This is a genomic window from Rhizobium sp. C104 (genome assembly GCF_022354505.1).
GTDB lineage: Bacteria > Pseudomonadota > Alphaproteobacteria > Rhizobiales > Rhizobiaceae > Rhizobium > Rhizobium redzepovicii.
Genome location: NZ_CP092352.1, coordinates 12,660 through 36,907 on the forward strand (window position 1 = coordinate 12,660; position 24,248 = coordinate 36,907).

General features: G+C 62.5%; 20 protein-coding genes and 1 pseudogene. 11 read left to right on the forward strand and 10 right to left on the reverse strand.

Annotated elements, in window-relative coordinates; genetic code table 11:
- Positions 1-2: 2 nt before the first annotated feature.
- From MF410_RS28235 to MF410_RS28265, 7 genes and pseudogenes are all read right to left on the reverse strand, one after another.
- Complete coding sequence (locus MF410_RS28235) at positions 3-788, reverse strand: coniferyl-alcohol dehydrogenase (RefSeq protein ID WP_239620949.1); 786 nt, start codon at positions 786-788, stop codon at positions 3-5.
- A 38-nt stretch (positions 789-826) separates the two neighbouring features.
- Positions 827-1,851, reverse strand: a pseudogene (locus MF410_RS28240) (branched-chain amino acid ABC transporter permease).
- A complete protein-coding gene (locus MF410_RS28245) occupies positions 1,848-2,762 on the reverse strand; it encodes a branched-chain amino acid ABC transporter permease (protein WP_239620950.1) in 915 nt (304 codons plus the stop codon). Before MF410_RS28245 ends, MF410_RS28240 begins: the two are co-directional and overlap by 4 nt.
- Complete coding sequence (locus MF410_RS28250; RefSeq protein ID WP_097629922.1) at positions 2,759-3,487, reverse strand: ABC transporter ATP-binding protein; 729 nt, start codon at positions 3,485-3,487, stop codon at positions 2,759-2,761. The genes MF410_RS28245 and MF410_RS28250 overlap by 4 nt, the downstream gene beginning before the upstream one ends.
- Positions 3,484-4,236 (reverse strand): ABC transporter ATP-binding protein, encoded by a 753-nt coding sequence (locus tag MF410_RS28255; RefSeq protein WP_239620952.1) that lies wholly within the window; start codon positions 4,234-4,236, stop codon positions 3,484-3,486. The genes MF410_RS28250 and MF410_RS28255 overlap by 4 nt, the downstream gene beginning before the upstream one ends.
- 6 nt (positions 4,237-4,242) lie before the next feature.
- Positions 4,243-5,544 (reverse strand): ABC transporter substrate-binding protein, encoded by a 1,302-nt coding sequence (locus MF410_RS28260; protein WP_239620955.1) that lies wholly within the window; start codon positions 5,542-5,544, stop codon positions 4,243-4,245.
- A 68-nt stretch (positions 5,545-5,612) separates the two neighbouring features.
- Entirely contained in the window at positions 5,613-7,079 is a 1,467-nt protein-coding gene (locus MF410_RS28265; protein ID WP_239620958.1) for an aldehyde dehydrogenase, read from the reverse strand.
- A gap of 199 nt (positions 7,080-7,278) precedes the next feature.
- Between MF410_RS28265 and MF410_RS28270 the strand changes: the two genes are divergently transcribed.
- The 4 genes from MF410_RS28270 (at position 7,279) to MF410_RS28290 (ending at position 10,566) form a co-directional block, all read left to right on the forward strand.
- Positions 7,279-8,178, forward strand: a complete 900-nt coding sequence (locus tag MF410_RS28270; protein ID WP_183781646.1) for an AraC family transcriptional regulator — start codon at positions 7,279-7,281, stop codon at positions 8,176-8,178.
- Between the two features lie 738 nt (positions 8,179-8,916).
- A complete protein-coding gene (locus MF410_RS28280) occupies positions 8,917-9,426 on the forward strand; it encodes an AAA family ATPase (RefSeq protein WP_239620959.1) in 510 nt (169 codons plus the stop codon).
- Positions 9,427-9,722: 296 nt separating this feature from the next.
- Complete coding sequence (locus tag MF410_RS28285; protein ID WP_183781365.1) at positions 9,723-10,070, forward strand: metalloregulator ArsR/SmtB family transcription factor; 348 nt, start codon at positions 9,723-9,725, stop codon at positions 10,068-10,070.
- Positions 10,063-10,566 carry an SRPBCC family protein gene (locus MF410_RS28290; protein ID WP_097629913.1) on the forward strand — a complete coding sequence of 168 codons (504 nt, stop codon included), beginning with the start codon at positions 10,063-10,065 and terminating at the stop codon, positions 10,564-10,566. The genes MF410_RS28285 and MF410_RS28290 overlap by 8 nt, the downstream gene beginning before the upstream one ends.
- Positions 10,567-10,741: 175 nt before the next feature.
- Here MF410_RS28290 and MF410_RS28295 read toward each other — a convergent pair whose 3' ends face one another.
- Positions 10,742-12,148 carry an adenylate/guanylate cyclase domain-containing protein gene (locus MF410_RS28295; protein WP_183854378.1) on the reverse strand — a complete coding sequence of 469 codons (1,407 nt, stop codon included), beginning with the start codon at positions 12,146-12,148 and terminating at the stop codon, positions 10,742-10,744.
- A gap of 122 nt (positions 12,149-12,270) precedes the next feature.
- Positions 12,271-12,756, reverse strand: coding sequence for a MarR family transcriptional regulator (locus tag MF410_RS28300; protein ID WP_239621021.1), 486 nt, complete (start codon positions 12,754-12,756; stop codon positions 12,271-12,273).
- 216 nt (positions 12,757-12,972) lie between these two features.
- Here MF410_RS28300 and MF410_RS28305 point away from each other — a divergent pair, with 216 nt between their 5' ends.
- The 7 genes from MF410_RS28305 (at position 12,973) to MF410_RS28335 (ending at position 22,919) form a co-directional block, all read left to right on the forward strand.
- The gene (locus MF410_RS28305) at positions 12,973-14,556 is read left to right on the forward strand and encodes an AMP-binding protein (RefSeq protein WP_183781357.1); all 1,584 of its coding nucleotides are present in this window, start codon (positions 12,973-12,975) and stop codon (positions 14,554-14,556) included.
- 44 nt (positions 14,557-14,600) lie between these two features.
- Positions 14,601-15,425 carry a p-hydroxycinnamoyl CoA hydratase/lyase gene (locus MF410_RS28310; RefSeq protein WP_064844721.1) on the forward strand — a complete coding sequence of 275 codons (825 nt, stop codon included), beginning with the start codon at positions 14,601-14,603 and terminating at the stop codon, positions 15,423-15,425.
- A 55-nt stretch (positions 15,426-15,480) separates the two neighbouring features.
- On the forward strand, positions 15,481-16,587 hold the full coding sequence (locus MF410_RS28315; RefSeq protein ID WP_239620960.1) for an NAD(P)-dependent alcohol dehydrogenase: 1,107 nt from the start codon (positions 15,481-15,483) through the stop codon (positions 16,585-16,587).
- 21 nt (positions 16,588-16,608) lie between these two features.
- Positions 16,609-18,048, forward strand: coding sequence for a coniferyl aldehyde dehydrogenase (locus MF410_RS28320; protein WP_239620961.1), 1,440 nt, complete (start codon positions 16,609-16,611; stop codon positions 18,046-18,048).
- A gap of 277 nt (positions 18,049-18,325) precedes the next feature.
- Positions 18,326-20,254, forward strand: coding sequence for a diguanylate cyclase (locus tag MF410_RS28325; protein ID WP_239620962.1), 1,929 nt, complete (start codon positions 18,326-18,328; stop codon positions 20,252-20,254).
- An 86-nt stretch (positions 20,255-20,340) separates the two neighbouring features.
- Complete coding sequence (locus tag MF410_RS28330; RefSeq protein WP_239620963.1) at positions 20,341-22,638, forward strand: FdhF/YdeP family oxidoreductase; 2,298 nt, start codon at positions 20,341-20,343, stop codon at positions 22,636-22,638.
- Positions 22,635-22,919, forward strand: coding sequence for a hypothetical protein (locus MF410_RS28335; RefSeq protein WP_239620965.1), 285 nt, complete (start codon positions 22,635-22,637; stop codon positions 22,917-22,919). Before MF410_RS28330 ends, MF410_RS28335 begins: the two co-directional genes overlap by 4 nt.
- A 113-nt stretch (positions 22,920-23,032) precedes the next feature.
- On the opposite strand, the gene MF410_RS28340 is transcribed toward MF410_RS28335, so the two are convergent.
- Positions 23,033-24,031 (reverse strand): AraC family transcriptional regulator, encoded by a 999-nt coding sequence (locus tag MF410_RS28340; RefSeq protein WP_239620967.1) that lies wholly within the window; start codon positions 24,029-24,031, stop codon positions 23,033-23,035.
- Positions 24,032-24,248: the final 217 nt, after the last annotated feature.

Genomic DNA, 24,248 nt, shown 5'->3' on the forward strand with positions numbered 1-24,248 from the left:
AACTAGAAGCCGAGGACGTCGGCGTTGATGGACGCTTCGAGGCCGCCGTCGGCGGCGAGATTGGCGCCGTTGATCCAGCGTCCGCCATCCGAGCAGAGGAAGAGCACGGCGGGCGCGATATCGGCGGCGGTGCCGGCCCGGCCGACGCGGGTGATGTCGCTATCGACCCTGGCGTCGCCGAGCACGGCACGGAACTGCTTGAGGATCGGCGTTTCCACCGGCCCGGGGCTCACAGCATTGACGCGGATGCCGCGCTGTTTGAACAGCGGCTGGTGGGCTGCGCGCATCGTCCAAAGCAGCAGAAGCTCTTTGGAGAGCGGATAGGCTTGCTCGTCCTTGAGACCGTGTTCGGCAACGATCGCCGCCACATCGGGGAAGCCCTCGACTGATGTCAGCGACTTCGCCCGCTCGAGATTGGCCCGCCAGCCGTAACCGGCGATCGAGGCGACGTTGACGATGGCACCGCCTTCGCGCAGTCGCGGCGCCACGGCTTCCGACAGGGCGCGCAGACCGTAGAAATTGACCGCGAGCGTCGAGACGACGCCGGTGCTGCCGGAAAGGCCGGCGACATTGGCGAGCGCATCGAGACGCGCCGGGAGCCGTGCAACGATTTCGGCTACGCCCGATGGCGTGGACAGATCGCCCTTGATGAAGGCGGCACTTCCATTTGCCGGTTCGCGGACATCGACGCCGATGACCTCGGCCCCCATCTGGCCGGCCAGTTCCGCCGTGCGGGCACCGATGCCGGAGGCCACGCCGGTCACCAGGATTGTTTTACCAAAAAGCATGAACGTCACCTTTCACAACAACTCCGGAGCAAACCGGCTCATTCTTTCCATTTGATTTTGATCGGACCGGGAAGTTTCAGCCGGTAGCCGACGGGCAGAAGCTGGAAGTCGAAGCGACGCTCGACTTCGCCCCAGAGCCCGCGTGGGAGGTAGAGGGAGAAAATCAGGGCGGTGGCGCCGAGGCCGATCAGATACCAGACGCCGGCTCCGCCGAAGAAGGTCTCGATGAGGAAGAACAGGATGGCGCCGAGGATCGCGCCTTCGAACTTGCCGATCCCGCCGACCAGCACCATGAAGATCATGTAGGCCGTCCATTGGACGCTGAAATAGGTCTTCGGCTGGAAGGTGGTGGCGGTCGCCAGCCACAGGCCGCCGGCGACCGCAATGCCGAAAGCGGCGAGCACGAAGAGCAGACGCTTGGTCGCGGTCACCCGCACGCCGACCGAGGTCGCCGCCTCTTCATTGTCGCGGATTGCCTGCATCGCTGCCCCTGCGCGGCTGCGCATCAGCATGAAGAGAGCGCCGAGCAGGGCCGCCATGGATGCCAGCGCAAGCCAGTAGATCGTTGCCCGCCGCATGCCGCTGTCATAGAGGTTGAGCGAGATCAGCGACGTCCCGGTTTCCCCTGAATCAGCCGGTCGAGATTGACGAGCAGATGGGCGAGCTCGGCCACGACCCACATGCCGATCGCGAATTCGCCGCCCTTCAGCCGCAGCATGAAGAGCGAGAGTGGGATCGACAGCGCACCGGTCACGATCGCGGCGGCAAAGACCGAGACGAAGGGGTCGAGCCCGGCATCGGCGAGCCGAATGGTGAAATAGGCGCCGAGGCCGAAGAACACCTGCTGGCCGACCGAGACCAACCCGCCGAAACCGGCGAGCGCATTCCACATGGCGGCAAGGATCACGTAGATGAAGAGGGCCGTCAGCCTGTCGATCGCGCCGGCGCCGAGCACGGCGGGAGCGAGCGCCAGCAGGGCAAGCACTGCGGCCATCGAGCCAAGCGCCAGCCGCGAAGCTCTCGTCCAGCGCTCTATCGATATTCCGTTGGAGACGAATGTCATGTCGGGCTCCGAAGACGGGCGCGAAAATTCAAGAATGCGCCGAGCTTGTCGAGTTGAGGCATGCCGAAGCGGGACAGCCTGACGAAAAGGACCAGCAGAAACACGGCATGGCCGCCGATCAGAAAGCCTTGCGGATGCAGCTGCGCGCCGAGCGATTGGGCGAGGCCGAGAATGATGCCGCCGGCAAGCGTGCCCCAGAGCGATCCCGCTCCGCCAATCACGGCCGCCTCGAAGGCGAAGAGCAGCTGCGGCCCGCCGGCATAGGGGCTGAAGGTCGCCCGCATGCCGAGAAAGGCGCCGGCGATCCCGATCGTCACCATGGTGATCGCGGTGGCGACGGCATTCACCCGGCGCGCATCGATGCCGACCAGCCCCGCCGTATCGGGATCTTCGGCCGTGGCGCGGATGGCGCGGCCGAGCGCAAAGCGGCTAAGGAAGAATTGCAGCGCGCCGAGAAGGAGGATTGCCGTCACCATCATCATCACGGCAAGCTTGCCGACGAAGATGTTGCCCGGCAACTGCCAGGACGCATAGGACAGGTTGCCGATGAAGGGTGCGAGCGACCGTGTATCGGCGCCGAACTGCTCGAACAGCAGATTGTCGATGACGATCGACAGGCCGAAGGTGGTGAGGATCGGCAGCAGCGTGCCGCCGCGGGCGCTGCGTTCGAGGATGAAGCGCTGCAGCAACCAGCCGATCACCGCCATGACGGGCAGCACGATCAGCAGGCCGGCGAAAGGCGGGATGCCGGCCTTGGCGGCAAGCAGCCACAGCCCGTAGGCGGCAGCGACCGCCAGGCTGCCATGGGCGAGATTGATGATTCGCATGACCGAAAACATGAAGGACAAGCCGCAGGCGATGACGGCGTAATGGCCGCCGAGCAGGATGCCCTGGATGAGGGAGTTGATCATGATGGGCTCCTTTCGCCGGCTGCCCGGTGGAGCCCGAAATAGGCCTGGGTGACGTGCTCGCGGGTGACGGCCGCAGCCGGCCGGTCGAGCACGATGCGTCCTTCCAGCATGCAGATGACACGGCTTGCGACGCTCATGGCGCGCGCAAGATCCTGCTCGACGAGCACGATTGTTGTTCCTGAGGTCAGCAATGCCTGCAACTGAGCGTAGACGCGGTCCACGACCAGCGGCGAAAGCCCGAGCGAGACTTCGTCAAGCAGCAGAATGTCAGGGTTGCTCATCAGCGCCCGGCCGATCGCGGTCGCCTGCTGTTCGCCGCCCGACAGGTGCCCCGTCTTGGCGTGGCGGCGGGGTTTGAGGTTCGGGAAGGCGTCGAGGACGCGATCGATGCTCCACTCGCCCGTCCGGCCGCAACTCTTTCCGAGAAGCAGGTTCTCTTCCACGGTCATCTGCGAAAACAGCCGGCGGCCCTCCGGCACGAGGGCAATGCCCTTGGCGATCCGTTTGTGGGAAGGCACGGAGGCCAGGTCTTCATCGTTGAGAAGAACGCGCCCGGCAGACGGAAGGTGGGCGCCGGCGATCGATCGGAGCAACGTCGTCTTGCCCGCGCCGTTGGCGCCGACCAGCGCCAGCACCTCGCCCTTGGCGATATCGAAACTGACCCCGCGCACCGCCTGGAGCAGGCCGTGGCGGACGTCGAGGTCGCGGATGGAAAGGAGGCTCATGCCGGCGTCCCTCCGAGATAGGCTTTGACCACCTCGGCATTGCTCATGACCGCTTTCGGCTCGCCATCGGCAATGATCCTGCCGGCGTCCATGCAGATCAGCCGTTCCGTCACCTGCAGCAAGATATGAACGATATGCTCGATCCAGACGATGCCGATGCCGCGGCGGCGCAATTCGAGGATGGTTTCCACGAGCTCGCTCGCTTCGCCATCGGTCAGGCCGCCGCCGATCTCGTCGAGCAGCAGCAGCCGCGGCTGCGTGGCGAGCGCACGCGCAAGCTCCAGGCGTTTGCGATCGAGAAGGCCGAGCGTGTCGGCCGGACGGTTGGCGACGCCAAGCATGCCGCAGAGCGAAAGCGAATCCACCACACGCTGATAGGCTTCGTCGCGGCTTGCGGCATGGCCGTGCGATGCGGCGACGAAGACATTTTCGAAGGTCGTCATGCCGCTGAAGGGTTTGGGCACCTGATGGGTCCGCACCAGCCCGGACCGGCAGCGCTCCGCCGCCGTCCGGCCCGTGACGTCGGCGCCGTCGAAGGTGATGGTTCCAGCACTTGGCGGGAAGGCGCCGGCGAGCACGGAGAGCAGCGTCGTCTTGCCGGCGCCGTTCGGCCCGACGATGCCGACCGCATCGCCATCGCCCATGGAAAAGTCCAGGTTCTCCAGGACGACGAGGGCGCCGAACTGCTTGTGGATGCCTTTGGCCGAAAGAAAGGCTCCTCCCGGCCGATTTTGAGCTAGCTGCTGCACCGTGCGTTACCCGTTATAAGCGATGAGCTTGGCGCCGACCGGGACGTTGGGATCGGTGGCGTTTTCGGTGACGACATAGTCGAGCGCGAATTTCGAGCCTTCCGGCGCCTTCACCCATTGCGTGCCGATGATTGGCCCGGGCGAGACATTGGCGACCGGGCCGCTGGTGAAATCGACCTTGCCGGCGATCGTGGTGGTTTTCAGCGTGGCAATCGCCTTGGCGACGGCTTCCTTGCTCTTGACGTCGCTGCTCGCTTTCAGCGCATCGAAGCCGGCATCGAGAAGCGCCAGGCTGGCGCCGAGCTGCTGCGTCCACTGTTTGCCGCTCGCCGTTTCGTAGCCGTCTGCGAGTTCGGCTCCCGACACGCCGGTCAGCGTGGATTTGTAAGGGAAGGCCTTGTGCCAGTAGGCGGCGCTGCCGATGTTCATGCCGAGATCGCCGAGCGCCTCGATGTCGGAGGGAAACAGGCCCGTCTTGGCGACCTGGCAGATCTTGATCTGCTGGGTGAGGCCCTGCTGGGCGGCCTGGCGCCAGAAGGCGGCGAAATCGGGCGGGATCGGGAAGGAGTTGAAGATCTCCACGCCCTCCTGCCGGAAGAGAGCGATCTGCGCGGTAAAATCGGTCGTTCCGGTTTCATAGGCGCCGGGATCGACGATGGTGAAGCCGGCCTTGGCAAGGGCGGGCGCCAGATGGGCGCGGATCGCGTTGCCATCGGCGTCGTTCGGATACATGACACCGACCTTCTTGTTGGTCTCGATCAGGTTCCACTGCGAAACATAGGCTTTGTGGAATTCTTCGACGCCGAAGCCGAAATGATAGGTCCATTTGAACGGGGAGGGCGCCCCCGGCTTGGCGCCACGGCCGAAATACCAGGCTTCCCAGGGCATGACCGTGGAGAGGCAGGGAACGCCGGCCGCCTCGCAGGCGTCGGCCACCGGGTTGATGGTTTCAGGCGTCGAGACGGCGAGCATCAGGTCGATCGCCTGGTTATTGATCAGCTCCTTCGCGAGCTGGCCGGCGCGCGACGGATCGGACTGGGTGTCCTGGTCGAGAATCTCCACCTTCCAGGTCTTGCCGCCGGCTTGCAGGCCGTTCGCCAACGCCTTGCGTGCGAGGTCCAGCACATAGCCGTCCGTCTCGCCGAAGCCGCCGAGCGGGCCAGTGCGCGGGCTGATGAAGCCGACCTTCAGCGTATCGCCGTCAGCGAAAGCCGTGCGGCCGGACAGCGCCAGTGCCGCGCTGCCTGCCGCGGCCGATGCGATGAAAGAGCGGCGGGTCAGTGTCGCCGCGTTGAGTTTTCCGTTCATGAAATCATTCCTCCCTCTCGATGCGGGCCTCCCGCCCGTTTCGCTGTTCATTCCGGCCGACCTGTGGTTCAGATCGGGTATTGCCGTTTTCCCGATGCCATGGTGACCCATCTGAGCTCGGTGAATTCGTCGATCGCCGCCTTGCCGCCGAAGCGGCCGTAGCCGCTCGATTTGACGCCGCCGAACGGCATTTGCGGCTCGTCGGAAACCGTGGCTTCGTTGATGTGGCAGATGCCGGATTCGAGCCGCATGGCGACGGCGAGCGCTGCATTGACATCGGCGCTGAAAACCGCCGCCGAAAGCCCATATTCGTTGTCGTTGGCAACCGTCACGGCCTCGTCGACGCTACCGACCCGGATGATCGCCGCGACCGGCCCGAAGCTCTCCTCGCGGTAGATGCGCATGGCCGGCGTCACGTGATCGATGACGGTCGCATCCATCAGCGTGCCGTGCGCCTCGCCGCCGCAGACGAGGACCGCGCCCTTCTGCAGGGCATCGTCGATCAGCGACCTGACGCGGCGCACGGCCTCTGCATTGATCAGCGTGCCGAGCGGCGTATTGCCTTCCCCGGGGTGGCCTGCGACGAGGGTGGCAGCTTTCATCCCGAACTTGCCGACGAAATGGTCGGCGATCTCATCCAGCAGGATGATGCGCTCCGTCGACATGCAGATCTGGCCCTGGTTCATGAAGGCGCCGAAGGCGGCGGCACTGACCGCCTCGTCGATATCGGCGTCGGCAAGCACGATGAACGGCGCCTTGCCGCCGAGTTCGAGCAGGCAGTGCTTCAGATGCCTTGCCGAGGATTCGGCGATGATCCTGCCGACACGGGTGGAGCCGGTGAAATTGATGCGGCGCACGGCCGGATGGGCGATCAAGGCATCGACGACGACGGCGGCATCGCCTGGCGCATTTGAGACGACATTGACGACGCCGCGCGGAAAACCGGCATCGCGCAGGATGTCGCCGATCAGGCCATGGGTCTTCGGGCAGAGTTCGGAGGCCTTGAGCACGACGGTGTTGCCGCAGGCCAGCGGCATGGCGACGGCGCGGGTGCCGAGAATAATCGGCGCATTCCAGGGGGCGATGCCGACGCAGACACCGGCCGGCTGGCGCACGGCCATGGCGAGGCTGCCAGGAATGCCCGACGGAATGAGTTCGCCCGAGATTTGCGTGGTCATCGCTGCCGCCTCGCGAAGAATTTCGACGCCGAGCCCGCAATTGATCGCCGCCCATTGCGTGGTGGCGCCGGTTTCGCCGGTCATGGCGGCAATAAGCTCCGGCGTGCGGGCCTCCAGGAGATCGGCTGCGGCATTCAGCAGCCGGCGCCGTTCGCCGGGGCCTGTCTGCGACCAATCGGGAAAGGCGGCAGCGGCCGCATTGGCGGCCCGCGTCATGTCGGCGACGGATCCCGCCGAGGCGACCGTTGCGACATCGCCGGTCAGCGGATCGATGCGTTCGAAGGTCGCCCCTTGGGAAGCCTCCATCGCCTCGTTGTTGATCATCAGCTTTGCCGAAAACACCGTTTCACCCCGCATTGTTGCCAAGGGAGAAGACGCGCGGACGCATCAGCCCGAAGGCTGTCTCAGCGTTGCCGCGTCTATCGGAATGCCTCCTCCCAAAGGCTGATGACGGTGAGGTTACGCCGATCATTTACGGATGGAATGCGATTTATTGGGTTAATATTGTAATTATCCGGCGATTGCGGCAATGTTTGAGACGAGCGGAGGAGAAGCATTGGCGACGGACGGCGGCATTCATCACTATGCCAGGGGCGAATGGCATGCACCGTCGCTGTCGCATCGGCGCCTCCGTCTTCAAAAGGGACTCTATGCCGATTTCTATCATTTCCTGCTGCTTAGTGAGGGGCGAGCCGAGCTTCATTTCGACAGTGGCGAAGATCGGATATTGCAGGGGCCGCTGCTTGCCTTCTTGCCGCCGCAGGCGCGTTGCGACCTGTCGATTTCTGCTGGAACCGCCGCCCATCTCGTCGGAGCCTCGGCGCAAGTCATGGTCGATGCGATCGGCGACAAGGTGGAATCCTATTCGCTGCGCATCTTCACCGAACAGCGCAAGCTGGTCGAGGCGACGGACCCCTTGCTGGTGGCCGAAATCAGTCCATTAATTTCGGGCTTCGTGCGGGAACTCGCCGATCCCTCCCGCTCTTCCTGGATGGTGGCTTCGGCCTATATGCGCCTGATCCTGATGACGCTATGGCGCGGTTCCGGCGGCGAGAGAAGCGAGCCGCGCGGGCAGGGCGAAACCGGATCGATCCTGCAGCGATATCGGCAACTGGTCGAGGCCGGTTTCCGCCGGCATCGGCCGATCAGCGATTATGCCGCAGAACTGGGCGTCACCGCCGACCGGCTTCATGCGATCTGCCAGAGGGCGCTCGGCCGCTCGCCGATCCAGCTACTGCATGAGCGCGTGGTACAGGAGGCAAAGCTCAGATTGGAGCGCTCGGCCCGCAATATCCAGGAAATCTCCGACAGCCTCGGCTTTCGCGACCCGACCTATTTCAGTCATTTCTTCAAACGCAAGACCGGCCTTTCCCCTGCCGGCTACCGCGACATCGCCCGCGCGTCCGCCGGCTCGGAAAACAGCATGCTGTCCTCGGGTTATGCGGATTGGCCTTAGGCTCGGGCTCGTTGGTCAAAGCCCGAGTTTGCCGGTCTTGGATCGCAAATCACATTGATAGGGAAGCCCCAACAGACGTAGGACTGCAATGCGCCAAGAATAACCGTCACAACGGATCGGGTGAACGACCGCTTTGGGGCCGGTGGCCGACCGTCCACTGCTGGAACCCCCAAAACGAAAAAGCGGGCATCGGAGTTCTTGCCGCCGAGGTCTGAGATCGGCCCTTTGCTGCCGTTCAAGGTCGATCCGAGGACGCGCGGTATATACTAGAATGCGGTCGAAGGCGGAATGCGACAGATGACCTGCGAGGGCGGTGTGATCGAACCAGAGTTCGCGCGACCGTGTGCCGACGTTGTGCTCTTGGAAGGGAGACGAGGACGATGCCGACACCAGAGCGGCCCAGCCTAATAGTTCGACAGAAATCCCCTGAAAATATCGAGTTTCCGTTTGCGTCGCTCTCCGATCGGGTGATCCCAACCGAGCTGTTCTTCGTGCGAAACCAATTCCCGCCGCCGGACCTCGATGCGCGAGACTGGAGATTGCGCGTTGGCGGGGCGGTGGAGCGGCCGATCGGACTTGACCTCGACAGCACCAAGGCGATGCGGAGCACGACTTTCCCCGCCGTCCGCCTAATCCAAGTGTGCCGAATGCTAAACTTGATCAAGTGTGCTCGTTGGCTGGGCACGCCCCAGGTAGAGCGTCTTCTCACCGCATAGAAGGCCGTGATAAAGAGGCCTCATGGGCATTAGGAACTATCTGATCGAAGGCGGCTCGGGGACTGGAAAGACGTCTGTCGCTACCGAACTGGAGCGGCGGGGCTACCATGTTGTCCATGGTGACCGTGTATTGGCCTATGTCGGCGACCCCGAGACAGGCCGGGCGCTCGCAGGGCCACCCGAAGGGGTAGACCGTATCGCCTGGGGATACGCTCACTGGATCTGGCCTGTCGATAAGGTCCGAGCCATTGCTGCCGACACCACCCATACTGCCACGTTCTTTTGTGGCGGTTCGCGCAATTTCCACAAATTTCTGGACCTGTTCGATAAGATTTTCGTGCTCGACATCGATGTCGAGACGTTGAACCGACGGCTGGATGGGCGCCCGAACGAGCCGGGCTTCGAGCCGGCCGAGCGGGCCCTGGTGCTCCGCTACCATCGTAGCCGGGAGCATCTTCCGGCTGGCAATAATATCGACACGGCGAATGCCATCCGAAGTGTCGTCGACGATATCCTCGCTCAACTTACCTGAAGCCCGGCAGGTTTGTGATCGGGAGCAACTGACTATTGCGAGAAAGACGCTGGCTGCCGTGCGGCTCACTGGCGGCGTTGTCGGTTTCATAGCCGACCGGCCGTCCTGAGAATGACAAACCGGGCGTCCTGACGGCCGTCTTGAGGGCGCGAAGCTGCCGAAGCACTTCTGCAGCTGTCGGCCTGCGCCAGACGATTTTGTCGCCGCCGCGGTGCATGCCCTCGGATCACCGGTCTACCGACTGAATATTAGAGAAGCTTGCGCTTCTTGCGCGAGCAGGTTATGCACTGAACTATATGGTTCAGTATTTAGGTTCTCCCCTCGATCTCTCGTTTGCGGCGTTGTCCGATGCGACCCGCCGCGGGATCATCGATCAGCTGGGGCGAGGGGACGCGTCGATCACCAGTCTGGCGGATCAGTTCCAGATGACGCTGACCGGCATGAAGAAGCACGTCCAGGTTCTCGAGCGAGCGGGGCTCGTCGTCACGCAGAAGGTCGGACGGGTGAGAACCTGCAAGCTTGGGAAACGCGGCCTCAACGCGGAAGCCGAGTGGATCGAGGCGCATCGCAAGCTCTTCGAGGCCCGCTTCGAAGCATTGGACGAAATCATCAGCGAAATGAAACAGGAGGGAAGCGATGACTGAGCAAGTTAACAGTGCAGATAGTGCGCAGAACCGCACGTCAGTCGAGCGCAGAGGAGATCGCGAACTCTTGGTAACGCGAATATTCAATGCGCCGCCGAGCACGGTTTACAAGGCGTGGAGCCGGCCCGAGCTGTTCCAGCGCTGGTGGGTGCCAAAATCGGTATCCGGTGTTTCGCTCGTGTCGTGTGATATGGACGTCCGTACCGGCGGCAAATATCGGCTGGAATTCGGCGCCGACGGTTCGGACACCATGGCCTTCTACGGCAAGTATCTCGAGGTCGTGCCGAACGAACGCATCGTCTGGACCAACGACGAGGGCGAAGAAGGTGCGATCACGACCGTGACCTTCGATGACCAAGGCGGGAGGACACTATTGAAATTCCACGAAATTTATCCGTCCAAGGAGGCGCTTGAGGAAGCACTGCAGGGCTCGGCGGCCGCATTGTCGGAGCAGTTGGAGCAGCTCGACGAATTGCTTTCCAGCATAGGCGAGTAGCGCGGGTCGGGAAATTCGCCTCAAGGGACGTCTGGTCTCGGGAAGCGGCTCCACCGGCCTTTCTCACCGTCTTGAGGGCCCGAAGCAGCCGTTGAACTAACTGATATTTGATGATTGCTTCCGGCCGTTAGCGGAAACTGCTGAAGTTGACTTGACCTCGAAGAGCAGGCCAACCTCACGACAGGGCGAAGATTTTGACCTCCCGCCCGATGCCCTGAAGTTCCGCCATTCGCGAGGCGGAGCTTATGCTGCTGTCGCGCAGGATCTCCGAAACCTTGATATCGCCGACGATCGCCTCCGTCGTCATGATCACATTGGGATCGGCAAGGCCCTGGACGCGAGAGGCGATATTAACGGTCTGGCCGAAATAATCCTGCCGGTCGTTCAGGTTGACTGCGAGGCATGGCCCCTCATGGATGCCGATCTTCAGGAGAAGATCGTCGCTGCCGTGTTCGGCATTCAACCGAAGCATCGCCTCCCGCATGCGGAGCGCGGCCGCAACGGCGCGGTCCGGGCTCGGGAAGGTCGCCATCACGGCGTCGCCGATGGTCTTGACGACAGCTCCCGCCTCGGTGGCTACGATCTCGTGAAGAACGCGGAAATGCGCCCGCACCAGATCGAAAGCGGCAAGATCTCCGACGCGCTCGTAAAGTGCTGTCGAGCCCCGCAAGTCGGTGAAGAGGAAAGTCAGGCTGGTGATCTTTAGGCGCTGGTCGACGTCTAGCGTGTCGGTCCTGTAGATGTCGCGGAAGCTCTGGTTGGTCAGCAGGCGCTTGGCCGTCAAAAAAGGCCGCCGGCGGCCTAGAAGATCATGCAGCTCATCTCCCGCTATGCAGACATTCGGCACCACGCGGCGATCGGTGTGGTTCTCGAGGGCGAGCCGCAGCAAGCCCGGGCGCAGCGTTACGGTTTCGTTCAGCGCATGCCCCCGGCTGATGACCATGGAGAGGTTTTGGCGTTCACCGGTGGGCTCGCCCTGCACATCGATGAACTGCGCCGAGTGCGTGACCGCATCGAAGATGATGACGAATTGCGAAGGCAGCTGCAGCGAGACGAAAGCCTTCTCGCCCGGCGCCAGCTCTATCATCTCCAGCAGGATGCGTTGAAACTTCGCTTCCAGATCCTCCGGCAGGTCGACGCCGGAGGAGAAGAAGATCTGGCGGTAATATTCGAGCGGAGGCAATCGGTCGGGATCATGGGCAGCGATCCTGCGCACACGCGGACTGACGGTGAACGTTACCTCGACCATCTCGTCGAGGGTCGGTTCGTAACCGGCGGCGCACAGCGCGCAATGATAAGTGTCCTGGACGACGCCTTTCAGGGTTGCGCCGCTGTCGAGAACGCCGCCGCATCCCGGGCAAAGCACATTCCAGGTCATTTCGAACGCGCCTATGCGGGCAGCATGGAGCAGCGCTGCGATCGTTCTCTCTTCATCGAGATGATGTTTTTCGGCGAAGGCCAGCGCATTGATGCGATTGAGATCGCGATCCGAGCCATGCTTGACGACGTTTTCGATGCACTCGACCGTCTGCGGGTCAGCCGCCTGCCGCAGGGTGGCAAAAAGCACGTCCATTTCACTCATGAGACAAGTCTCCGTGTGCAGAACCCACGGCGGACGACGCCTGGACAGGGATCATAACACGGGACTTTCCCAATAGAAATCTATAGGCTTGGATGCCGCGTGCTTCCGAAGCGGAAGCGGGGTCAGTGCCCCTTATAGATCCGCTTCAGCGCCGCCAGCAGCCCATCCAATTCATCAGGCGAAAACAGGTCGATGAAACGCTGTTCATGCGTGTCGATCAGCTTGCGCGCCCGCGCGAGCATCGCACGTCCGGCCTTCGTCAGATGCAGTTCCTGGCGCCGGCGGTCGGCCGCGGAAGGATGGCGCTCGATGAAATCGCGGGCTGCCAGCCGGTTGACGAGGGCCATCATCGTTGCGCGGTCGGTGCCGAGCGTATTGGCAAGGTCGATTTGCGATGCGCCCGGATTGCCCGCGGTGAGTTCCATCACCGCGAGTTGCTTCTGCGTCAGCCCAAGCTCCTCCATGGTTTCGGCGAAGTCGCGATAGATCGCCACATGCGCCATGCGCAGGTGAAAACCTAAGAGATCGCCGAGCCGGCCGACGTCGAGCGGCGGCGTTGCGGAAGCCTCCTCGGCCTCAAGTTCGTCCTGCGGTGGTTTTGCGGCCATCATTCGTCTCGCTTCGTTCAGGCGCCATAACCATCAAAATCAGCGGGTTAGTCAATATCTCCGTGTTTGCGGCATCAGGGAAATTTCCCGCGCCGCCTTCGGAGGCCGGATTTGTCAAAACCAGCCTCTTGCATCTGGCCGGAAAAAGATATTAGTATGTGTTGCATACAAATTTGATGCCTGTGGCGGAGGAGCGGCGGGCATGGGGAGGAGAAAATGGCGCATTCCTTTTCCGGGATGGCATCGTCGGCGGATTGCGGGCTGGTGACGGATGATCCGATCCTGTACCGCGCCCGCGTCGCGGGAGATGCTCAGGCTCTGTCCGAGATCGCCACCGGCCGGCAGCTGACCTATGCCGAACTCGATGCGCGCATCGCCCGTTGCGCCGGCCTTTTGAGCGCGATGCTCGGGGTAGGGCGGGATGGAGCGCGTGTCGCCATGCTGGCGCGCAACTCGATCGACTCGATCGTGCTTGCCTTTGCCTGCCAGCGCGCCGGCGCCATCTACGTCCCGCTCAACTGGCGCCTCAGCGCCGCCGAGCTTCGGCCGATTCTTGCCGATTGCGCGCCGGCACTTCTGGTCCATGACGAAGAGTTTTCGGCGGCGGTGGAAAGCCTTGCCGAGGTCGATCCCGAGATGATGGTGATCTGGACGGGAAGTGACCCGGGCGGGCTTGCCGCCCGGATCGAGGCGAGCCTCGCGGTGAAGCCCGTGCCCGTCGATGCGGATCAGCCTTGCGTCCTTCTCTATACGTCAGGCACGACGGGACATCCGAAGGGCGTCGTCATTACCCGCCGCAACGCCTTCTTCGCCGCTATCAATTTTTCCTTCGTTGGCGAGATCGGGCCAGGATCCGTCGCGCTCTGCGACCTGCCGTTCTTCCATACGATCGGCTTGATCGCCGTGGCGCGCACCACATTGATGCTGGGCGGTACGCTCGTCATCTCGGACAGGTTCACGCCGGCGCGCACACTAGCAGCCCTTGCCGACCGGCAGCGCGCCATCACCCATTATTTCGCCGTGCCACAGATCGCGCTCGCCTTGCGTGGCGATCCCGCCTATAGCGCCGCGGCTCTTTCCGGCCTGCATGCGCTCTTTGTCGGCGGCGCGCCGCTGACGCAGGCCTTGATCGAGAGCTATCTCGGCGACGGCGTGGCGCTGGTCAACGGCTACGGCATGAGTGAGGCCGGAACGGTGCTGCACGTGCCGATCGACCGGCGCGCAGTACGGGACAATCCCGGCAGCGTCGGTCTGCCGGCACCGCTGCTCGACATCCGCATCGTCGGTGAGGATGGCCGCGACGTCGGGGAAGGTGAGATTGGCGAACTCTGGCTGCGCGGCCCCGCGGTGACGCCCGGTTACTGGAACAAGCCCGAGGAAACCGCTGCCGCCTTCGCCGACGGCTGGTACCGCACCGGCGATCTCGGCCGGCGCGAGGTAAACGGCTTCTATCGCATCGTCGACCGGCTGAAGGACATGTATATCAGCGGCGGCGAAAATGTTTACCCCGCCGAGGTCGAGGCCGCGCTCGCAGGCCATCCCGATATTCTCGACGTGGCGGTCCTCGGCATTCCCGACATCAAATGGGGCGAATGCGGCATTGCCTATATCGTGTTGCGGCCCGGTGCTGCGGTAACGGGTGAGGCGATTGCCGGCCATTGCGCCGCAAGGCTCGCCGCCTTCAAGCGTCCGGCGCGCATCCTCTTCGTCGAGACCATTCCTCGCACCGCCTCCGGCAAGGTGCAGAAGCATGTTCTGCGCCAGCTGCATTCCGACGAAACCCTTCAACGACAGGCCTGATTAAGCGGCCCCGGCATTCATGCCGAAACCAATGGAGTAGACCCATGACTGATATGAAATCGCCGGTTCTGGTAGAATTCGACAATGGCATTGCTTTCGTGACCCTCAACCGTCCTGAAAAGCGCAATGCGATGAACCCGGCTCTGAACGCCCGGATGATGGACGTGCTCGATGAACTCGAGGGCGACGAGCGCTGCGGGGTCCTCGTCCTGCGCGGCGCCGGCGAGTCCTGGTCCGCCGGCATGGATCTGAAGGAATATTTCCGCGACAATGACGACAAACCGCGGGATGCGACGCTGAAGGCGCGGCGCCAATCCGGCGGCTGGTGGGGCCGGTTGATGTATTTCGAAAAGCCGACGATCGCCATGGTCAACGGCTGGTGCTTCGGCGGCGCCTTTACACCGCTGGTTTCCTGCGATCTCGCCATTGCCGCCGAGGAGGCGAATTTCGGCCTTTCCGAAATCAATTGGGGCATCCTGCCGGGTGGCAACGTCACCCGCGCGGTTGCCGAGGTGATGCGCCATCGCGACGCGCTCTACTACATCATGACCGGCGAGTTGTTCGGTGGACGCAAGGCCGCCGAAATGGGCCTCGTCAACGAGGCCGTGCCGCTCGCCGAGCTTGAAACCCGGGTCCGCAAGATCTGCGCCAGCCTGCTCGAAAAGAACCCGGTGACGCTGAAGGCGGCCAAGGACACTTATAAGCGCGTGCGCAACCTGCCCTGGGATCTCGCCGACGACTACATCTACGCCAAGCTGGAGCAGATGCTGTTTCTCGACAAGACCAAGGGACGCGACGAGGGGCTGAAACAGTTCCTTGACGACAAGACCTATCAGCCGGGGCTCGGCGCCTATAAGCGCGGCCGCTGACGGAGGCGAGGCGTACCGGGCCGTTTCGTGGGGCAATCATCGGGAAGAGGATACCATGAAGATTCATGCCGCAGTGGCGCGTGCGCCGCATAAGCCGTTTTCGCTGGAAAGCCTCGATCTGGAGGAGCCGCGCGAGGGGGAAATCCTGGTTCGCGTCGTCGCGACCGGGGTTTGCCACACCGATATCGTCATGCGCGACCAGCACCTGCCGGTGCCGCAGCCGGTCGTGCTCGGTCATGAAGGTGCTGGAATCGTCGAGCGTGTCGGGCCGGGCGTTGCCAAGGTGGTCCCAGGCGATCATGTCGTCATGACCTTCAATTCCTGCGGCCATTGCCCGAGCTGCAACGATCACGAAGAGACCTATTGCCACGAATTCTTCCCGCGCAATTTCTTCGGTTCGCGCGCCGATGGTTCGAGCGGGCTCTCCTACAGGGGGGAGCGGGTGAACGGCAATATTTTCGGGCAATCCTCTTTCGCCAGCCACGCGCTCTGCCATGAGCGCAATACCGTCAAAGTGCCTGAAGATGCGGATCTGGCGCTGCTCGGGCCGCTCGCCTGCGGCATCCAGACCGGCGCCGGCGCGGTCATGAATGCGCTGAAGGTTGAACCCGGAAAAGTGCTCGCGGTTTTCGGCCTGGGTTCGGTCGGCCTAGCCGCCGTGATGGCGGCGCGGATCGTCGGCGCCTCCAGGATCATCGCCGTCGACGTCAACGAGGCGAGGCTGGCGCTTGCCGCCGAGCTCGGCGCGACCGATATCGTCAACGGCAAGGCGAACGATGCCGTTGCCGCGATCATGGCGCTGACTGGCGCCGGTGTCGATTATGCGATCGATGCTTCCGGCGTGCCTGCCGTCATCGATCAATGCGTGCGGGTGCTGGCGCCGCGCGGCACCTGCGGCATCGTCGGCGCCTCGCCGCACGGCGCGACGCTGACACTCGACCTCACCCATATCCTCTCCGGTGGACGCCGGGTGCGCGGCATCGTCGAGGGTGATTCCAATCCAGACGTGCTGATCCCTCTGCTGATCGAGCTCCACAGGCAGGGCCGCTTCCCCTTCGACAGGCTGGTCACCTTCTATGATTTCGCCGACCTCAACCGGGCGGTGGAGGATGCGGAAAAGGGCATCGTGCTGAAACCGGTCGTGCGTCAGCCGGCCGTCTGACATCGTTCAAGGGAGGAAAGAATGAACACCGTCGCCCCAATCGCTACCGATACCAGTCCCGACGCCATGAAGGCGCTGCTTGCCCGGCAAAGGGCATCCTTCCTGAAAGAAGGGCCGCCTGATATCGACACCCGCATCGATCGCATCGACCGCGTCGTCGCCCTTCTTGTCGACAACAAGGACGCGATTGCCGCGGCTCTCTCGGATGATTTCGGCAGCCGCAGTGTCGAGGCAAGCCTGCTGCTCGACGTTTTTACCTGCGTCGGTTCGCTCAAATATGCCAAGGCACATCTGGCCGAATGGCTGAAGCCGGAAGAGCACGAGGCATTGTTCCCGGATGCCGTCGCCAAAGTGGTCTATCAGCCGAAGGGCGTGGTCGGGATCCTCAGCCCCTGGAATTTTCCCTATCAGCTCGCCCTCGCGCCGCTTGCCGGCATTCTCGCCGCCGGCAATCGCGCCATGATCAAACCGTCGGAGGTGACGCCGGCTTCGTCAGCGCTGATGGCGGAACTCGTCGCCCGCGCTTTCGACGACTCGGAAATCGCCGTCGTTCAGGGTGGACCGGCGACCGGTACCGCCTTTACATCACTTGCCTTCGACCATCTGATCTTCACCGGCGGCACCGCAATCGCCCATCACGTCATGCGTGCGGCGGCGGAAAACCTGACGCCGCTCACACTTGAACTCGGCGGCAAATCGCCGGTGGTCGTTGGGCGCTCGGCCGATCTGGCGGATGCGGCCCGCCGCGTCATGACCGTCAAGACGCTGAATGCCGGCCAGATCTGCCTGGCGCCGGACCATGTCTATGTGCCGGAGGAAAGCGTCGAAGCCTTTGCCGAGCACGCGATGGCGGCGGTCGCCGCAATGTATTCGACGCTGAAGGAAAATCCGGATTACACTTCTATGGTCAATGCCCGCCATCACGCCCGCGTCCAGGGCCTGGTCGACGACGCCAGAGCCAAGGGCGCCCGTATCGTCGAGATCAACCCGGCGGCGGAGAATTTCTCGCAGCAACCGGCACACCGCATACCGCCGACACTCATTCTGGATCCGAGCGAGGATATGCGCGTGCTGCAAGAGGAAATCTTCGGGCCGGTGCTGCCGGTTCTTCCCTATCGCGATATCGCCGACGTCATCGATCGGATCAACGCCCGGCCGCGCCCGCTCGCTCTCTATTATTTCAGCCAGGATGGTGAAGAGGAGGCCCGCGTTCTCGACAATACGACGTCCGGCGGCGTGACGGTCAACGACTGCATGAGCCACGTCACGGCCGAAGGCCTGCCCTTCGGCGGTGTCGGCCATTCCGGCCTGGGCGCCTATCACGGCAAATTCGGCTTCCTCGCCTTCTCGCATCCACGCGCCGTCTATCACCAGAGCAAAATGGTGGAAGCGGAATATATGATGCGGCCGCCCTTTGGCGAGGCGATGCGCGGCTTTCTGGCCGGGGCGATCTGCAAGTAACGGAGGACAAGCCCGGCGGCCTACGCCGGGCTTCCTCGTCCGGACGCAGACGGCCGGGAATTTCCACTGCAACTCCAGGAACATGCGCGCCTTTTGATCGCGTAATAATAGTCCGATTGCGCAGGCTTATCCGAATTACGCAGTATTGTGCCATCACCAGGCATGTCCAGCCGAAGCGAACGGCATTTGTTAAACATGCCTTATAACAGGCGTGCCTGGTCGATACTCCATGCCGCTCCATAAGATCGGTTTAACCAAGCTCAAACCAGTTTCGCCTATGATGAGTTCGTTACATGTCGTGGAAGGTGGATACAGCGCGGTGAATGGCAATTGGACGCAATTCGGTGGCAACCTTTCCTTCGTGTGCCTGGCAATTTCGCTCTGGGCGCTTTTTTCGATTGAGTTTCAGCGCCGGTCCTTCAGGCAGGAAAAAGTCGCCTTCGGGATCATAGCCGGCGGCGCCTCCATCGGATCCATATTGCTGGCCGTTGAATTCCACCCCGGCATCTATATCGACCTGCGTTTTTCGCCGCTTGCATTGGCCGGCATGTTCGGGGGGCCGATCGCGGCGGCCTTTGCCGCGGCGTTGGCGATGGCCTTTCGTTTTGTCGTCGGCGGCACAGCGATGGTCGACGGGATTATCACCATGGCCATCGCCACCGGCATTGGCTTGGCCGGTCATTTCTGGACCCGCAAGAGATCGCCGGAGCTTAAGGACGTTGCGCTGCTAAGCCTTGCCCTTGGCGTTGCATTGGTCCTGTCGATGGCCCTGCTTCCCACCTTGGTGAATGCCCATGTGCTCGCCGGCGTCGGTTTCCCCCTGACGGCATTGAATTGTCTCGCGACTGTTCTGGGTGGTTTCGTTCTGCTGAAGACACAGCAATGGGAGCTGGAGCGAAGCATATTGGTGACCGCATTTTCGCAGTCGCCCGATTATCTCTATGTGAAGGATCGAAACAGCAGGTTCATCACCGTCAATGAAAACATGACCCGCCTCTTCCGCTTCCGGACCACGGCGGAGATGATCGGATTGTCGGATTTCAATCTGATGTCGCGGCCGCTCGCCGAGGAATTATATTATCTCGAGCAGCAGGTCATAGACACCGGGGTGCCGCTGATCGATTCCACCGAGCATATCGAAGGCAGATTCCTGCTCGCCTCCAAAGTGCCGCTGCGGGACAAGCAGGGGCGGGTGATCGGCCTTGCGGGCGTCACGCGCGATGTTACCGAGCGCACCGCCCTGGAGCGGGAATTGCGCGAAAGCAAGAACCTGCTCTCGCATGCGATGGCCGGTATGTCCGATGGCATCGCCATGTATGACAGCAAGGGCTTTATCCTTTTTTGCAACGAGCAGTATCGCAATGCGTTCCCGCTCTCCGGAGAGGCCCGCGTGGTCGGCGCTCATATCAGTGACATCCTGCGTCGTGTCGTCGAAACCGGCGAGCGGCCTGGTATTCCCGATGATGTGGACGGGTGGATCAAGGCTGCCACCGCCTCGCTGCACAGCAACAAGGATGAAGAGGTTCAGCTTCATAACGGCGACTGGCGCAGCATCCGGACAAGGCTTGCGGAAGACGGCACGGCGATGGCGGTCGTCTCCGACATTACGGCGACGAAACAGGCGGAAATCGCACTCAGGCTGTCGGCGGAGCAGCTGAAGAGCCTTGCTGAAACCGACGGCCTCACTGGCATGGTCAACCGCCGCGCCTTCGACGAAGCTTTCGCTCGCGAGACTGCGGGTAGCGCCAGGAGAAACACGCCGTTCAGCCTGCTGATGGTCGATATCGACCGCTTCAAGGCCTATAATGACACCTATGGTCATCCTGCCGGAGACCAATGCCTGCGGGTCGTCAGCAAGTGTCTGCGCCAATCCGTCAGTCGGCCGGCAGACATTGTCGCCCGTTACGGCGGCGAGGAGTTCGTAGTGTTCCTGCCCGACACCAGCGCCAAAGGCGCAATGATCGTCGCCGAGCAATTCGCGCGGCGCCTGGCCCAGGAGAATATCGCCCATTCCGGCAGCGAATTCGGCCGGGTGACGGCAAGCATCGGCATCTCCTGTGCGACCGGAGCCGTTCTGCGGACCAACCCGAACCGCCTGCTGACCGAGGCCGACGCGGCGCTCTATGACGCCAAGACACAGGGTCGCAATCGCATTCTGGCCCATTCGCCCAACGGCGAACGGCATGCGATGAAGGAAGCCGGTTAAATCGAGATCTTTCTTCGATAGGTTTTTTCTATCAAACCATCGCGCCTGCCGCCTTGATGTTTTTCGCGCTTGGACAATAAGGGCGCATGGACTCAAAATTCATTGGTAAGAAATCGGCGGCCGCCGGCGGCTGGGGCGCTTTGAAGAGCTGCGGCAAGCAATTGCTGCAAAGCGGCATGCCCATCTCGGGTGCGCGCACCATGCTGAAGGCGAACCAGCCTGATGGTTTCGATTGCCCGGGCTGCGCCTGGGGCGATCCGGAACACGGATCGTCGTTCGAGTTCTGCGAAAACGGCGTGAAGGCGGTGGCCTGGGAGGCGACGGAGAAGCGGGCAACGCCCGCCTTCTTCGCCAAGAATACGGTGTCTGAGCTTCGTCGGCTGACGGATTATGAACTTGAACTCAACGGCCGCCTGACGCATCCGATGCGCTACGATGCGGCGAGCGACCGTTATCTGCCGGTTTCGTGGCAGGATGCCTTTACCGAGATCGGCGGCATCCTGAAGGGTCTCGATACCCCCAACCGGGCGGAGTTTTACACTTCGGGTCGGGCGAGCAACGAAGCCGCCTTCGTGTATCAGCTATTCGTGCGCGTCTACGGCACCAACAATTTTCCCGATTGCTCCAACATGTGCCACGAAGCAAGCGGTATCGCCATGCGCCAGGCCGTCGGCGTCGGCAAGGGCACGGTGCTTCTGGAGGATTTCGAAGAGGCCGACGCGATCTTCGTGATCGGGCAGAACCCTGGCACCAACCATCCGAGAATGCTCGGAGACTTGCGTCGTGCGGCGATCCGCGGCGCGCGCGTCGTCGTCTTCAACCCGATCCGCGAGCGCGGCCTGGAGCGCTTCTCCGATCCGCAGGACAAGATCGAGATGCTGCGCGGCGGTTCGACCGATATCGCCAGCCTTTATCTGCAGCCGCAGCTCGGCGGCGACATGGCTGCGGTGCGCGGAATGGCCAAGGCCGTGCTGGCTAGAGAAGACAGAGCGGCCGCCGCTGGCCAACCCGCCGTTCTCGATCACGCATTTCTCACGGAACACTGCGCGGATTTTCAGGCGTATCGGACAGCGGTCGAGGCGACGAGCTGGGCTGAGATCGAGGACCAGTCGGGACTGAGCCGGGAGGAGATCGAGCGGGCGGCCGATGTCTATATCAACGCCGAGCGGGTCATCTGCACCTGGGCGATGGGCGTGACGCAGCATCTGCATTCCGTCGCGACGATCCGCGAGATCGCCAATTTCATGTTCCTGCGCGGCAATATCGGCCGGCCGGGTGCCGGCCTTTGCCCGGTTCGCGGCCATTCCAACGTGCAGGGTGACCGCACCGTGGGTATCAACGAAAAGCCACCGGAGGATTTCCTCGATGCGCTGGAAAAACACTTCCGCTTCACCGTTCCTCGCGAACATGGCCACAATGTCCTTGCGGCGATCGGCGCGATGCTCGACGGCTCTGCCGAAGCCTTCATCGGACTTGGCGGCAATTTTGCCCGCGCCACGCCTGACAGTGCACTCGTTGAAAGTGCGCTGCGGCGGCTGAAGCTGACGGTGCACATCGCAACCAAACCCAATCATTCGCATCTCATGCCCGGCGAGACGGCCTTTATCCTGCCGTGCCTCGGGCGCACCGAGATGGATCTGAACGCGGCGGGCAACTCCCAACTCGTGAGCGTCGAGGATTCGATGAGCATGGTGCATGGTTCTGCCGGTATCAATCGCCCGGCCTCGCCGCATCTCCTCTCGGAAGTGGCCATCATCGCCGGCATTGCACAGGCGACGGTCGGCTCCGCCGTGGTTGACTGGGCAGAGCTCACCGACGACCACGACCGCATCCGCGATCACATCGAGGCGATCATTCCCGGTTTCGAAAACTACAATAAGCGCCTGCGCAAGCCCCGCGGTTTCCACCTGCGCAACGCAGCAAGCCATCGGGAGTGGGACACATCGGCGGGCAAAGCGTCGTTCTCGTCCGAGGCGCTTCCCGAGGAGACGGTCCATCAGCGGGCGCGAAAGGGCGAGGGACGTCGTTTCGCCCTGCAGACATTCCGGTCGCATGATCAATACAATACGACGATCTATGGTCTGGATGACCGATATCGCGGCGTCTACGGAGAGCGGCAGGTCATTTTTATTCATCCGGCCGACCTGAAGGCGATGAATGCCGAGGCCGGTGACCGCATCGACGTGGTCGGCGAGCATCATGATGGCATCGAGCGCATTGCCGGGAATTTTCGCCTGGTGCCCTATGACATTCCGAGGGGCAGCATCGCCGGTTATTATCCCGAGCTGAACGTGCTGGTGCCGCTCGGCAGCGCCGGCAAAGAAAGCGATACGCCCACCTCGAAATCGATCATGGTGTCCTTGCGCGGGCGAAACGCCGCGTGAGCAAAGAGCTATCCGACGCCGATCGATTTTTCGCCCTTGTCGCTGCGGCGCAAGCCGGGGACATCCGCCTGACATCCATGCAGGCGGGCCTCCTCGTCGCCGCCGAACTCGGGATCGCGCGCGACAGCCGCGCCTTTGCACGCAAGCTCGGGATTGCCCATTCCCTCGTTCTGCGGGAACTGAACGCTCTGGCGGCGAGGGAGGGGGTGCTTGAGATCGTCAAGCGGGATCCGAGGACGATGAGAGTGCACTACACATTGCCGCCGGCTTCCGCGTCCTAAAGCGCGTCGCGATCTTTCAGATTCGCTTGTCACGCTTTAGGTCTTTGTTTTTCCGCATGTCTTTATCGCAAAACCGCAGCACATTTTTGCGGGACATGCTTTAACCCCGGCGGCTACAAACGGCAGACGCGCTTCCGGGTGTCGGAAGGGTATTCCCCGTAGGTCGATTTGTAGACTGCGGAAAACCGGCCGAAATGAAAGAAGCCCCATTTGAGACAGATCCCTTTCATGCTCTCCTTGCTCTCGGGGTCGAGCAGCTCCTGCCGCGCCGCGCGCAAGCGAAGCGTCAACAGATAGACGGCGGGAGAGGTGCCCCTGAAGGCGCGGAAGCCGGTTTCGAGCGCCCGGCTGGAGACGCCGGCCGCCTCGGCGACCTTCGGCATGGTGATCGGCTGATCGATATTGGCCTGCATGAATTCGATCGCCTTGCGCACGTGCCGGGGAGCGATGAGCGCAGGCCCCTTGTCGAGGAAATGCGACAGCCGGTTCGGCACCATGCGCACGACAAGATCGGCCAGCGCCTGCGTCATATGCGCCATGGCGATCGGTGACTGCAGCAAGGGGCCGTTGTCGCGCATGCCGATGGCGATCGTCTCCGTCAGGTTGCCGATCGTCCGGCCGACCGGCGTCGACAGATTCAGTTCGGGCAATAGATCGAGAGAGCCGCTGAACGGCATTTCGAACGTCTGGCCGATCGTCTGCAGGATCACCGACCAGTTGATCAGCAATTCGTCGATGACATTCGACTGGCCGTACATGAGGACACTATCTGGTTCGAAATTGTTATAGAGAAGCAGTTTTCCTTCCCCCGCCTCGGCGACGCGGGACCCGTAAGCCACTCCCATGCCGCCGCTGCGCGGTACGACAATCGACAGATATTCCGCCGTATCGACTGTCGGCTCGATGTTGAACTGAAACTCCGCAGCGTGATAGCCGGTTAGAAGGACAGCGCTGTCATTTGCGGAGAAATCCAACCCCCAGTGGAAGTCCTGGGCGCGGCCGACAGGCTCGGCATCGAAGGCGCCGAAGGCCCCGCCGAGCGTTTCGACCATGTTGTCGAAGGACGAACCCCGAAACCGGAACGAGAATGGCGCAGGGCTATTGTCGGACATGCTGCTCCCATTGTTCAGTGTGGCTGCGCTGACCTGCCCTTCCCAACTGCTTGCGGATCCCGGCGCGACGCGCGATCCCTGGTGACGGATGGATGTGCGTACCTCTATCCGTCATGCCGGTCGTCATCGATCGCCGCGGATTGGGCGAGGCTTGCCTATATTCTAGCTTATCGGGGGTTGGAGCGCAGCAGGCCTTGGCCGAGCAGGTGGATCTCCG

Bases quoted from the DNA above. Each gene is read 5' to 3' on its own strand.
- MF410_RS28250 (WP_097629922.1), bottom strand. From the start codon at position 3,487: ATGAGCCTCCTTTCCATCCGCGACCTCGACGTCCGCCACGGCCTGCTC.
- MF410_RS28285 (WP_183781365.1), top strand. From the start codon at position 9,723: ATGGTTCAGTATTTAGGTTCTCCCCTCGATCTCTCGTTTGCGGCGTTG.
- MF410_RS28325 (WP_239620962.1), top strand. From the start codon at position 18,326: ATGATGAGTTCGTTACATGTCGTGGAAGGTGGATACAGCGCGGTGAAT.
- MF410_RS28295 (WP_183854378.1), bottom strand. From the start codon at position 12,148: ATGAGTGAAATGGACGTGCTTTTTGCCACCCTGCGGCAGGCGGCTGAC.
- MF410_RS28315 (WP_239620960.1), top strand. From the start codon at position 15,481: ATGAAGATTCATGCCGCAGTGGCGCGTGCGCCGCATAAGCCGTTTTCG.
- MF410_RS28280 (WP_239620959.1), top strand. From the start codon at position 8,917: ATGGGCATTAGGAACTATCTGATCGAAGGCGGCTCGGGGACTGGAAAG.
- MF410_RS28265 (WP_239620958.1), bottom strand. From the start codon at position 7,079: ATGCGGGGTGAAACGGTGTTTTCGGCAAAGCTGATGATCAACAACGAG.
- MF410_RS28300 (WP_239621021.1), bottom strand. From the start codon at position 12,756: ATGGCCGCAAAACCACCGCAGGACGAACTTGAGGCCGAGGAGGCTTCC.
- MF410_RS28290 (WP_097629913.1), top strand. From the start codon at position 10,063: ATGACTGAGCAAGTTAACAGTGCAGATAGTGCGCAGAACCGCACGTCA.
- MF410_RS28310 (WP_064844721.1), top strand. From the start codon at position 14,601: ATGACTGATATGAAATCGCCGGTTCTGGTAGAATTCGACAATGGCATT.
- MF410_RS28260 (WP_239620955.1), bottom strand. From the start codon at position 5,544: ATGAACGGAAAACTCAACGCGGCGACACTGACCCGCCGCTCTTTCATC.
- MF410_RS28330 (WP_239620963.1), top strand. From the start codon at position 20,341: ATGGACTCAAAATTCATTGGTAAGAAATCGGCGGCCGCCGGCGGCTGG.
- MF410_RS28305 (WP_183781357.1), top strand. From the start codon at position 12,973: ATGGCGCATTCCTTTTCCGGGATGGCATCGTCGGCGGATTGCGGGCTG.
- MF410_RS28245 (WP_239620950.1), bottom strand. From the start codon at position 2,762: ATGATCAACTCCCTCATCCAGGGCATCCTGCTCGGCGGCCATTACGCC.
- MF410_RS28235 (WP_239620949.1), bottom strand. From the start codon at position 788: ATGCTTTTTGGTAAAACAATCCTGGTGACCGGCGTGGCCTCCGGCATC.
- MF410_RS28320 (WP_239620961.1), top strand. From the start codon at position 16,609: ATGAACACCGTCGCCCCAATCGCTACCGATACCAGTCCCGACGCCATG.
- MF410_RS28340 (WP_239620967.1), bottom strand. From the start codon at position 24,031: ATGTCCGACAATAGCCCTGCGCCATTCTCGTTCCGGTTTCGGGGTTCG.